Origin of the sequence: Ochrobactrum sp. EDr1-4 (assembly GCF_049199085.1) — a bacterium.
Taxonomy (GTDB): domain Bacteria; phylum Pseudomonadota; class Alphaproteobacteria; order Rhizobiales; family Rhizobiaceae; genus Brucella.
Map to the genome: position 1 here is coordinate 226497 of NZ_JBLZOF010000003.1, position 12267 is coordinate 238763.

The following is a 12267-nucleotide window of genomic DNA, read 5'->3' on the forward strand; positions in this document are numbered from 1 at the left end:
GACTGTGAGAAAACGGGCACTACATATTCAAAATTCTGCCTCGCGCTCGGCTTCCTGCCGCAATTCAACGAGGCTCTGACACAGTGGAGCTGTTATGTCGAAACCGGTCGTCACCCGTTTTGCCCCTTCGCCCACGGGTTATCTGCATATTGGCGGAGCCCGCACGGCTCTTTTCAACTGGCTCTATGCGAAGCATACGGGCGGCAAGATGCTGCTACGCATCGAAGATACAGATCGTGAGCGTTCTTCCGAAGCAGCCACCGCCGCCATTCTTGATGGCCTGACCTGGCTTGGTCTGGATTGGGACGGTGAACCAATTTCACAGTTCAAGCGCGCACCGCGTCACCGCGAAGTAGCAGAAGAACTCGTTGCGACCGGCAAAGCTTACTATTGTTACGCAACACCCGAAGAACTTGAAGACATGCGCGAAAAAGCACGCGCTGAAGGCCGTCCACCACGCTATGATGGCCGCTGGCGCGATCGTGATCCATCGGAAGCACCTGCAGGCGTAAAGCCAGTTATCCGAATTAAAGCCCCTCGCGATGGTGAAACCGTCGTTCGCGACGCGGTGCAGGGCGATGTCCGCTTCCCAAACAAGGATCTCGATGATTTCATCATTCTTCGTTCCGATGGCAACCCAACCTATATGCACGCGGTTGTCGTTGACGATCACGATATGGGCGTTACGCACATCATCCGCGGTGATGACCACCTGACAAATGCTGCCCGCCAGACCGTGATTTATGACGGTATGGGCTGGGAAGTCCCGCAGATGTCGCACATTCCGCTCATTCATGGTGCGGATGGCGCCAAGCTTTCGAAGCGTCATGGTGCACTTGGCGTCGATGCTTATCGCGCGATGGGCTACCTGCCGGAAGCACTGCGTAACTATCTCGTTCGCCTTGGCTGGAGCCACGGCGACGATGAAATCATGTCGACCGAGCAGATGATTGAATGGTTCGACGTGACCGACATCAATAAGGGTGCTGCGCGTTTTGACTTCCAGAAGCTGGAAGCCATCAACGGCGTTTATATGCGCGCCAGCGATGATAAGGCTCTGTTTGACGCATTGATCGCTGTACTGCCTGAAATCGAAGGTGGCAAAGAACTGGAAGCGTCGCTTGACGAAAAGGGACGTGCACAGCTTCTGACAGCCATGCCGGGTCTGAAAGATCGTGCGAAGACACTGGTCGAGCTCGCAGATGGCGCGAAGTTTATTTTCGCCAAGCGTCCTCTTGCATTTGACGAAAAAGCGGCATCCCTGCTCAATGATGAAGGTCGTGAAATTCTTAAAGGTGTCCTACCGCATCTAGAATCAGTCGGCGAATGGACTGTTGAAGCGCTCGATGCAGCGGTTCGGGCACACGCAGAAACTATTGGCCTCAAACTTGGGAAGGTTGCGCAACCATTGCGCGCAGCGCTCACTGGCCGTGCGACATCTCCGGGTGTATTCGATGTTCTGTTCGTGCTTGGTCGCGAAGAGTCGCTTGCACGTGTAAAAGATCAAATCGTTTGAACTGTTAGCATTCACGCTGACGTGACAAAACTGGCTTAATTAGACCAAAATACGCATTGCATCGCGAAATCATTGGGATAGTTTGGCGGTCGAAATCGTTTGGATAATGCGTTGAAAAATCGGTTTCGTGCGAAAGTGCGAAACCTGTAGAAGTTGAGAAGACAAGTTATAGAGACGATTAAAATTTCAGCTGCCATGGGCAGCAAAAGTGGACACGAAAGGAAACACGATGTCAGATAAGACAGCTAGCTTTACCCTCGACGGCAAAACGTTCGACCTGCCTGTACGACAAGGCACTGTCGGGCCGGACGTCGTTGACATCGGTCCACTTTACAAGAATGCGAATGCCTTCACCTACGATCCAGGTTTCACCTCGACTGCTTCTTGCGAATCCAAGATCACCTATATCGATGGTGATGAAGGTGTGCTGCTCTATCGTGGCTATCCGATTGATCAGCTTGCTGAACATGGTGACTTCCTCGAAACTTGCTATCTGCTGCTTTACGGCGAACTGCCAACAGCGACCCAGAAGGCTGATTTCGATTATCGCGTGACACGTCACACGATGGTGCACGAGCAGATGACGAAGTTCTTTAGCGGCTTCCGTCGTGACGCGCATCCAATGGCGGTTATCGTGGGCTGCGTGGGCGCAATGTCGGCGTTCTATCACGACTCGACCGATATCACCGATCCGCATCAGCGCATGGTTGCTTCGATCCGCCTGATCGCAAAGGTGCCTACCCTTGCTGCAATGGCCTATAAGTACCACATCGGCCAGCCGTTCATGTATCCGAAGAACGACCTCGATTTCGCAGCAAACTTCCTGCATATGTGCTTTGCAGTGCCTTGCGACGATTACAAGGTCAATCCGGTTCTCGCTCGCGCTATGGACCGCATCTTCATCCTGCACGCCGATCACGAACAAAACGCATCGACCTCGACCGTTCGTCTTGCTGGTTCGTCGGGTGCAAATCCATTTGCATGTATCGCTGCTGGTGTTGCTTGCCTTTGGGGACCTGCACATGGCGGTGCGAATGAAGCAGCGCTCAACATGCTTGCTGAAATCGGCTCTGTTGACCGCATTCCAGAATTCATCGCACGCGCTAAGGACAAGAACGACCCGTTCCGTCTGATGGGCTTCGGTCATCGCGTTTACAAGAATTACGATCCACGCGCTAAGATCATGCAGAAGACCTGCCATGAAGTTCTTGGCGAACTCGGCATCAAGGACGATCCGCTTCTTGATGTTGCGCTGGAACTGGAACGCATTGCTCTGACCGATGAATATTTCATCGAGAAGAAGCTCTATCCAAACATCGACTTCTACTCGGGCATTACGCTGAAGGCACTCGGTTTCCCAACCGAAATGTTCACTGTTCTGTTCGCACTCGCACGCACCGTCGGCTGGGTCGCGCAGTGGAAGGAAATGATCGAAGATCCTCAGCAGAAGATCGGCCGTCCGCGCCAGCTTTACACAGGTGCGCCAGAACGCGACTACGTACCAACTGCAAAGCGCAAGTAATCATTGTACAAAAGAAAACCCCGGCAAATCGCCGGGGTTTTTGTTTGTCTTAATTTTAATAACTCAACGTTTCCTGCCGTTTTCAGCCAAATCAAGCAATACCTTCGCACCGATCTCGCCAGAAGGCCGTTCGGTCGCCATAATCGACGTCACCTTATCAAACCCATCAATCTGAGCCTGTCGCGATGCACTCTTTTGCATGAGCTGTTCAATGTAGCGCGCCAGATTACCCGGCCTCACGGATTCGTTGAAAAACTCAGGCACAACTGGCGCATCAGCAATGATATTTGGAAGAGCGGCACTCCAGATTGTAATTTTAGATGCCAAGAACTGCCGCACAAACCAGTCAGCCTTATAAGACAGAACTGTCGGAATATGAGACAGAGCCAGCTCTAGCGAAACTGTACCGGACGCAGCCAGCGCTGCATCGGCGCGTGCAAAAGCATCCCACTTGGCTTCATCACCAGTGACGATAAGCGGCTTGACTGGCCAATCCTTAGAAAGCTCACGCACCATTTCTTCAATGCGTGGCAACGTTGGCAAAATAATTTCAAGCTTTTCGATACGTGTAGAAAGTTCTGCAACTGCTTTGCCAAATGGCTCCATCAGCATTTCAACTTCACCACGGCGCGAACCAGGCATCAGCAATAAACACCGTGAATCGTCACTCCAGCGATTCACCTCGAGTGTACGCTGCGCTGCCTGCACCTTTAAAATAGGCGCGTAACTACTCAACCGATGGCCAACATAAGTCGATTGCGGACCATTAAGCCGCTTCATGACCTCAACTTCGAACGGCAAAATCGTCAACACGTGATCGACATAAGCACGCATCGCTTTTGCACGTTGCGGACGCCATGCCCAAACACTGGGCGCGATATATTTGACAATCGGGATAGATGGATCGGCAGCACGTATTTTCTTTGCTACGCGATGTGTAAATTCCGGGCTGTCGATCAACAAAACGCAATCAGGCTTCTCTGCAATAATCCGCTTTGCGGTTTGCCGAATGCGGAGCAGAAGTCCCGGAAGATTTTTTAAAATCGCACCGAGGCCCATAAGTGCGATCTCATGAGGATCGAAAAATGTCTTTAGGCCGCGCTCGCCCAAATGCTCGCCACCAACGCCAATGATATCGACAAGCTTGTCCGTCTGTCTGCGCAGAGCATCAACGAGATCAGCACCAAGAAGGTCGCCGGACTCTTCTCCGGCCACGATTGCTATTTTCAATGGCCGGCTGGTTTTACTCACCCTGTCGTGTCCTTTGTGCTTCGACTAATCGTTTCGATAAAGAGGCCTTTTTCATTGGCTGCAGCCATGGTTTCACCAAGACCCAGAATGAAGGTTCGGCCTGCTTCAATCACAATTCCCGAAAGTCCTGCCCTCGCTGCATTCTCAACCGTTGATACGCCGATAGCCGGCAAATCAGCCCGCTCATCTTGCCGTGGCTTCGCCATTTTAACAAGCACGCCGCCGCGTTTAGAGATACGTCCCGCCTGACGAAGTTCACGCACGCGCTCGATCATCTGATCGGTACCTTCGGCACCTTCGAGAGCCACGACACGTCCACCGGCAGCAATTGCGCCCTGCCCGACATCTAATTCACCAAGGCGAAGTGCTGCTTCCATCGCAAGCGCTATATTTCTCCGCTCGCGAGCGTCAGGCGTGATACGCGTAATGTTGCGCGGCGGTATCGGTGACAACAATTCCGGCACAACTTCGTGTGCGCCGACCATGCTGAAACCATAGCGCTCAAGCAAACGCATGAAAGCGCGCAACAACGCATCATCGCCCTGTCCCAGAGCAACGAGCACATAACGCATCGCTCTTATCGTTGGCAAATTCAGCTTCAAATCGCTCAGATGTGGGCGGTTGCGAAGTCCGCCTGCGAGTACGACCTGGCTTACGCCAGCAGTTCGCATCGCACGAATAAGCATGCCAAAATCAACCGCAGCGATTTCCTGATGTTCATACTCGTACAGCGAGGCATCAGCTTCGCCACGCAGTGGAAGCAGAAAAGGCGGATTTCCATCCGCCTTTAAAGCTTCAGCCACTTTGATTGGCAAAAGACCGTTACCAGCAATGATGGCAGTGCGCTTACTCGTTATAGGACCAGCCCCGCTATCAATCGTCGTCACCGTCATTCATGGCTCCGCCTATGGATGAACCCAGCGGTGGCGTGCAATAAGCGCGCTTATTTTCCACCATGATGAAAGAAATAAGATCTGCCACGCCATCCGAATCAGGAAACGCGTTCAACACATCCTGTGCGCGCTCACGCACCGGTTTGCTGCGATCAAACAGCATATGTACGGCATGGCGCAGATTATGGATGTCTTTGCGCTGCATACCGGAACGCTTCATGCCGATAATATTCAGACCGCCAAGATAAGCGTGATTACCAATTGCGCTTCCGTAAGGAATGAGATCATGCGCGAGAGCGGCCATACCGCCAACAAAAGCATGATGGCCAACGCGCGTAAACTGGTGAACAGCAGAACCGCCACCAAGAATAGCATGGTGACCGATTTCGACGTGACCGCCGATCATGACATTGTTTGCAAACGTAACGTGATCACCCACATCGCAATCATGTGCAACATGCGCATAAGCGAGAAACTGGCAGTTATTGCCAACGCTTGTGAAACCACGGCTGCTATCCGAACCGCGATGCATGGTGACGCCTTCGCGCACGAGGCAATTATCACCAACAACAAGCGTGGTTGGCCCACCCTTGTGCTTACCGTTCTGCGGGTCGCAACCCAGAACTGCATGCGGATAGACCTTGGCATTCGCACCAAGACGCACAGCATCACTAATAACAACATGGCTCATCAGTTCAGAGTTATCGCCAATAACGGCGCCAGTCTGAACATGACAAAAAGGGCCGACGGAAACGCCCTGCCCCAGTTCCACACCCTGCTCAACCAGAGCTGTAGGATGGATGAAAGTTTCTTTCATTGAGGTACTCATGCCTTTTCTTCAGCTACGCCAACCATTGCGGCGACTTCAGCTTCGGCAACCTTTACGCCATCAACTTGAGCTACGCACTCAAATTTAGAGATATTTCCGCGCTGTTTGATCTTCTTCACGTGAAGGTGAAGCTGATCGCCAGGAACAACCGGGCGGCGGAACTTCGCTTTGTCAATTGTCATGAAATAAACAAGGCTAGGCTTATCGGAACCGTTTTTAAGAACCGTAATAGCACCAGCTGTTTGCGCCATAGCTTCAATAATCAAAACGCCCGGCATAATCGGCTTATCTGGAAAATGACCCGTAAAATGCGGTTCATTCATCGTGACATTCTTGATGCCAGTTGCAGACTGATCACCATCAATATCGATGATACGGTCGATCAGCAAAAATGGATAACGATGTGGGAGCGCGCCCATAATAGTCTGAATGTCTGCAGTTTCCAGCTTCTGGTTAGCTTCACTCATCAGAGGATTGCTCCTTTCTTGGTTTCCCGATGCTCCGGATATTCGCGATATCGCGGAACCATTGTTTAATAGGTCGAGCGGGGACGCCGCCCCAACGCTCGCCATCGGGTATGTCATTCATTACGCCGCTTCCAGCAGCAATCTGCACACGCGATCCGATGACCACATGATCGGCAAGCCCTACACTACCGCCGATCATCGTCTGATCGCCGATAACAACACTTCCCGAAATGCCGCAAAGTGCGGCCACAACGCAAAAGCGACCAAATCGAACATTATGTCCAATCTGCACGAGGTTATCGATCTTGGTGCCTTCGCCGATAAAAGTGTCGCTTAAAGCGCCACGATCAATCGTTGTGTTTGCACCAATCTCAACATCATCCTGAAGAATAACACGGCCAAGCTGCGGTACTTTTTCAAGGCCACGTGGACCCGGAACATAACCAAAGCCGTCCTGCCCGATACGAACACCGGGATGAAGCGAGACACGATTGCCGATCATGGCAAATTGGACAGCCACGCCCGGAGCGATATAGCTATCGCGACCAATCTGGCAGCCGGCACCAATAACAGCAGTTGCCGCGATCAGCGTGCCAGAACCGATGGTTACATCTTTGCCAATCGAAGCACCGGCTTCAATTGTCACGCCATCTTCAATTTTAGCTGAAGGATGAATGAAAGCAGCTGGTGAAATACCTGTTTCACCAAGCCAGCTTTGCGGACGTACAGAAATAGGAAACAGCATCCGGCCAACGGATGAAAAGTCACGCTGTGGATACTTTGTTACGAGAACAGCAACATCGGAAGGAACGCTATCAGCAACATCTTCTGAGCACAAAACAGCGGCGGCTTTTTTGCCTGCCAGTGTTGCAGCATTCTTTTTACCATCGACGAAAACGAGCGCGTCCGCACTTGCATCATTGATCGAAGACAAGCGAGCAACAGCACGCGGTGCAAGCTTCGGGTTACGAAGGCTTGCACCGGTGAAATCTGCTATATCGCCGATCGTGAGTTCACGAGAAGGCTTGAAGAAAATTGGATCTGCCATCTAAGCACTTTCTTGCCCGGGGCATGTCTGCCCCGGGAAAAGGCAAATCTATTAGAACTTGGTCGAAACGCCGAAGTTGAAATTCTGAACCTTATCGGAATCAGCCTTCGAAACAGGAAGCGCATAATCAAAGCGCAGAGGACCAAATGGCGACGCCCACATCAGGCTGACACCGACAGAAGAACGGATCTTCTTGTCGTCGCCCGAAATATCTGGCGTGTTGTTACCATAAAGTGTTGCGGCGTCTGCAAAGAATGCACCACGGATGCCAAGGCTATCTGGAACGAGTGGCATTGGGAACTGCACTTCAGCTGTCGCATTGAAGTACGTTGTACCACCAAGCCAATAACGGTTGCCGTTAGTTCCGTTAGCATCCTGATAAGGACCAATGCCGTTGAACTTGAAGCCGCGGATCATATCAGAGTTGTTCTTGAACAAATCAAAGATACGGACACCATCATTGCCAAATTCGTGGATATAACCACCACCTACACCCAGCATACCGACGATATCGGCTTCCTGAGCAAGAGTCTGGTAGTAGTTACCCTTGAAAGTCGTCTTGATGTACTTTGCGTCGCCACCGAGACCAGCAAATTCCTGATTGAACTTCGCATAAATACCATCATGCGGGTTCTTCATATCATCGATGGAATTATAGGTCAGCGAGTAGCTGATTGAAGAACGAATCCAAGGACTATGATCAGCAGCTTCAATCAGTGCTGGCGCATAGTAATCACTTAGAACGTTACCGTCGTTATCCGTGTAAAGCTTATACTTTTCCTGCACGAGGTTGTACGCCAGACCAGCCGAGAAGTTATCGGTGATCGGCAGGCCGAAACGAATCGTTCCACCTGTCTGCTCAACATCGTAACGACCACCACTGCTGACGCGGTATGAACGACGGAATACGTCGAAACCGGCCGACATGCGATAACCGAGGAAATAAGGCTCAGTGAACGAAAGCGCGTAGTTACGCATTTCATCCTGACCAGCACCCGCGCTGATACGAACGAACTGGCCACGACCGAGGAAGTTACGCTCGGTAATCGCAGCTTCAACCTGCGCACCTGGCGAATCACCACCTGTTGTATAGCCACCACCGATGGAGAATTCACCGGTCGACTTTTCGACGACATCAACAATCAGAACAACCTGATCAGGCTCTGCACCCGGAGCGGTCGAAACGTTGACTGTCTGGAAGAAATCAAGCGCTTCAAGACGACGCTTTGCGCGCTGAACCATGACCTGATTGAAGGCATCGCCTTCATTCATGTCGAATTCGCGACGAATGACGTAATCACGAGTCTTGTCGTTGCCGCGGATCTCAATGCGCTCAACATAAGCGCGCGGACCCTGATCAACGCTATAAACAACCGAGATCGTGTTGTTCTCAAAATTGCGATCGCCGCGTGGCTCAACCTTCGCGAAAGCATAACCGCTGCCAGCGACGTTTTCAGTAATCGCAGTCACTGAGTCTTCGACTTCCTTAGCGCTGTAAGCCTTGCCGGAGCGGGTCTTTACGAGGCCATTGAGTGCCTGCGTATCAACACCTTCAACGGTGCTTTCAACCGAAACGTCACCAAAGTTATAACGATTACCTTCATCAACATTGATGGTGATCGTGTATTCATTGGTCGAAGGATCAAGCGTCGCATTGGAAGACAACACGCGGAAATCGGCATAACCACGGTTATAATAGAAACGACGCAGTGCTTCTTCGTCAGCCTGCAAACGGCCTTCGTCGTAAACGTCATTACGGGTCAACCACGACAGCGGGTTCGAACGCTTAGTGGAAATAACATCGCGCAGACGGCGCGAACCGTAAGCATTGTTACCGACAAAATTAATGTCAGCGATCTTAGTGCGGCCACCTTCAGTGATCTCGTAGACCACGTTGACGCGACCCTGACCGAGATCAACGGTACGTGCATTCACGATCGCATCGCTGCGTCCGATATGCGCATAGGCACCCTTGATGGCTTCCTTATCGGCTTCCATGGTTGCAGCATCATAAGGCGAACGCGCCTTGAGCTGAACTGCACGCGCCAGATCGGGATCCTTGATCTTCTTGTTGCCCTGGAACAGGACGTTATTGACGACCGAGCGCTCATCAACATGAACAACGAGCGTGCTGCCGGACTGGTTGATGCGAACATCAGAGAACAGGCCCATGGCATAAAGACGCTTTACAGCTTCATCAATGTCATTGGCGTTGAAAGCTTTGCCCGGCTGAATGCCGATATTATCACGGACCGTCTGCGCATCAACACGCGCGTTGCCGCGCACTTCAATGCGATTGACAACAGCAGCATGAGCAGCAGTGACCGATGCAAGAGAAAGCGCAGCCGAACCTGAAGCTACCAGAGCAACTGACATGGCGAGCGCTGAAGCGGCACCAAAGAATTTAGAACTTGCCGTCATGGGCTTTCCGAACCTTCGTTTTTTCTGTCCCCGGGGCGAATTTCCCAGAAATGCACGTACAGATACAACCGTAATAGCCGGTTTTTCTATACAAGCAAGCGTCGCGGTTAAAATCTGTTTACTTAAGCAACCAGCGTGGCATCCATGCCACGCGATTTAATACTTATGGTAAACAAAACACTACGCTTTTCCAGTCCTCACTCCAAAACTTCATTTCTGATTAACACCTCTACACAGCTTTTGGCCAGTGAGGTGCTTATGCGGTAGAGAGCCTCGCCAAATTCACAGCGCGACCCAGTTTCCCGTCAAATATCCGGGAAGTGATCTAGCAGGCAAAGAGGTCGTTGAAAAGTACAAACCCCATAAAACCCATAACTACGAGGAAGCCTACGCGATAAAAAAGTTCCTGCGCGCGAACCGACACCGGACTGCCCTTAATTGCTTCCACAGCATAGAAAACGAGATGCCCACCATCGAGCGGTGGCAGCGGAAACAGGTTCAAAAGCCCGATACCAATGGAAAGCATGGCTGTCAGCTGGATAAGCCAGTCAAAACCCTGACTTGCAGCCTTACCCGCCATATTAGCGATCTTTACCGGACCACCAAGCTGACACTTGTCTTCACGGCCAACAGCGAAGCGCTGAAAAAACTCACCCGTGCGACTGATAATATGTCCGGTTTCTACAATTGCCTGTCCCACTGATTCGAGGGGACCATATTCAATACGGCGAAAATTGCCGACCGCTTGCGTGGTTTCAACACCGATAGCGCCCATCTTAACATTGTTGCCAAGCGGGTCTGTGCGTTCAACAAGCGCAGGCGTTGCTTTCAGGTCCACCATCTTGCCATTGCGTTCGACGGTGAAATCCAGCTCATCACCGGAGCGACCAGACACAATCCGCTGCACGTCGGAAAAAGTCGTGACCTTCTGGCCTTCAACGCTGATAAAACGGTCGCCCGGCTCAAAACCTGCCGCAGCCGCAGGACTGTTTGGCTGCACGCCCGCGACTAGCGGATCAGCAATTTGTCGGCCATACATCGCGAAAAACACGCTGAAGATGACAACGGTAAGAATAATGTTGAATGCAGGGCCTGCGAAAACGGTCGCGGCACGCTTCCAGACAGGTTGTCCAGGAAACGCCCTGCTCTGCTCATCTGGCGAAAGCTTGGAAACATCCACACCAACCGGAGAACTCGTGGCGTCTTCATCGCCGATGAATTTCACGTAGCCACCGAGAGGAATCGCCGATAACTTCCAGCGGGTGCCATGCTTATCGGTAAAGCCGATAAGTTCGGGGCCAAAGCCAATGGAAAACGCACTCGCGCCAATGCCGCACCAGCGACCGACGAGATAATGCCCCATTTCATGCACAAAAACGACGACCGTCAGCACAAACAGAAATGGAATTATGGTTCCCACAAGCAGACTTTCGCTGCCGATAAAAAAGGCGAGAGCCTCCTGCAAATTACCACTCCTACAAATTTACTCGCGGTCAGAAACTAAAAAAGATAGCTGATGGCACATCTGGCTCGGCCATGATGGCTCCAAAAAGATATAAGAGAGCTGCGGCCGCAACCAAACCATCGACACGATCCAGCACTCCGCCATGTCCCGGCAAGAGACGACCCGAATCCTTAGCGCCAAACTGTCGCTTTACCCACGATTCTGCCAGATCACCGATCTGGGAAATGATGGACAACAACAATGCCAATAATGGCACAATCCAGCTGCCCGGCGCTGCAACAAGCGATGCAACCAGAATGCCGCCCGCAACGGCTGCTGCTGCTCCACCAAGCGCACCAGACCATGTCTTATTCGGCGAAAACCGTGGTGCAAGCTTAGGACCGCCCAAAGCGCGCCCATTGAAATAGGCTGCAATGTCGGTCGACCAGACCACGGCGAAGAGGAAACAGATAGCTGTGAAGCCAAACGGTTCATCGCCGCGCAACAGCGAAAGTGAGATTGCAGAAAAGCCAGCATAGAAAAGGCCAGTTGCAGGCCATCCGCGACCATTCTTCCACTGTGTAATCAGCAGAACAATCGTCCCAAATGCCAAAACGCCAATAGTCAGCAAGGCACCGCGATCAAGAATCAGAAGAACCGACGTGATTATCAACCAGCCCCAGCCAAACAGGCGGGAAAACGTTGTCTGCTTCGTCGCACTCAACTCGGTCCACTCGTAAAACATCGCGAGGCCAATAGCGATTGCAAACAGGGTGAAACCCAGCCCGCCAACCCAAGTCAGCCAAAGAGCAACAGTTCCAAGAACAATCGCGGTCAGAATACGAGTTTGCAGATTTGACATTGATACCTTTCGAT

At 51.8% G+C, this 12267-nt stretch carries 10 protein-coding genes; 2 read left to right on the top strand and 8 right to left on the bottom strand.

Annotation, left to right across the window (positions count from 1 at the left end):
* The first annotated feature begins 94 nt into the window (after positions 1 to 94).
* Together gltX and gltA are read left to right on the top strand one after the other, a co-directional pair.
* Complete coding sequence (gene gltX, locus ACOZHT_RS12095) at positions 95 to 1516, top strand: glutamate--tRNA ligase (RefSeq protein WP_339508833.1); 1422 nt, start codon at positions 95 to 97, stop codon at positions 1514 to 1516.
* A gap of 229 nt (positions 1517 to 1745) precedes the next feature.
* On the top strand, positions 1746 to 3038 hold the full coding sequence (gene gltA, locus ACOZHT_RS12100; RefSeq protein ID WP_339508834.1) for a citrate synthase: 1293 nt from the start codon (positions 1746 to 1748) through the stop codon (positions 3036 to 3038).
* A 63-nt stretch (positions 3039 to 3101) separates the two neighbouring features.
* Here gltA and lpxB read toward each other — a convergent pair whose 3' ends face one another.
* The 8 genes from lpxB to ACOZHT_RS12140 form a co-directional block, all read right to left on the bottom strand.
* On the bottom strand, positions 3102 to 4289 hold the full coding sequence (gene lpxB / locus ACOZHT_RS12105; protein WP_339508835.1) for a lipid-A-disaccharide synthase: 1188 nt from the start codon (positions 4287 to 4289) through the stop codon (positions 3102 to 3104).
* Positions 4286 to 5182, bottom strand: a complete 897-nt coding sequence (locus ACOZHT_RS12110; RefSeq protein ID WP_339508836.1) for an LpxI family protein — start codon at positions 5180 to 5182, stop codon at positions 4286 to 4288. Before ACOZHT_RS12110 ends, lpxB begins: the two co-directional genes overlap by 4 nt.
* Entirely contained in the window at positions 5163 to 5999 is an 837-nt protein-coding gene (lpxA, locus tag ACOZHT_RS12115; RefSeq protein ID WP_339508837.1) for an acyl-ACP--UDP-N-acetylglucosamine O-acyltransferase, read from the bottom strand. Before lpxA ends, ACOZHT_RS12110 begins: the two co-directional genes overlap by 20 nt.
* Positions 6000 to 6007: 8 nt before the next feature.
* On the bottom strand, positions 6008 to 6478 hold the full coding sequence (gene fabZ / locus ACOZHT_RS12120; RefSeq protein WP_250040902.1) for a 3-hydroxyacyl-ACP dehydratase FabZ: 471 nt from the start codon (positions 6476 to 6478) through the stop codon (positions 6008 to 6010).
* Positions 6471 to 7526 (bottom strand): UDP-3-O-(3-hydroxymyristoyl)glucosamine N-acyltransferase, encoded by a 1056-nt coding sequence (gene lpxD, locus ACOZHT_RS12125; protein ID WP_339508838.1) that lies wholly within the window; start codon positions 7524 to 7526, stop codon positions 6471 to 6473. Before lpxD ends, fabZ begins: the two co-directional genes overlap by 8 nt.
* 51 nt (positions 7527 to 7577) lie before the next feature.
* Entirely contained in the window at positions 7578 to 9947 is a 2370-nt protein-coding gene (gene bamA / locus ACOZHT_RS12130; protein ID WP_310010013.1) for an outer membrane protein assembly factor BamA, read from the bottom strand.
* A gap of 325 nt (positions 9948 to 10272) precedes the next feature.
* Positions 10273 to 11412: an RIP metalloprotease RseP gene (rseP, locus tag ACOZHT_RS12135; protein WP_339508839.1), complete on the bottom strand. Its 1140-nt coding sequence runs from the start codon at positions 11410 to 11412 to the stop codon at positions 10273 to 10275.
* 28 nt (positions 11413 to 11440) lie between these two features.
* Positions 11441 to 12253 (bottom strand): phosphatidate cytidylyltransferase, encoded by an 813-nt coding sequence (locus ACOZHT_RS12140; RefSeq protein WP_339508840.1) that lies wholly within the window; start codon positions 12251 to 12253, stop codon positions 11441 to 11443.
* Positions 12254 to 12267 lie beyond the last annotated feature (14 nt).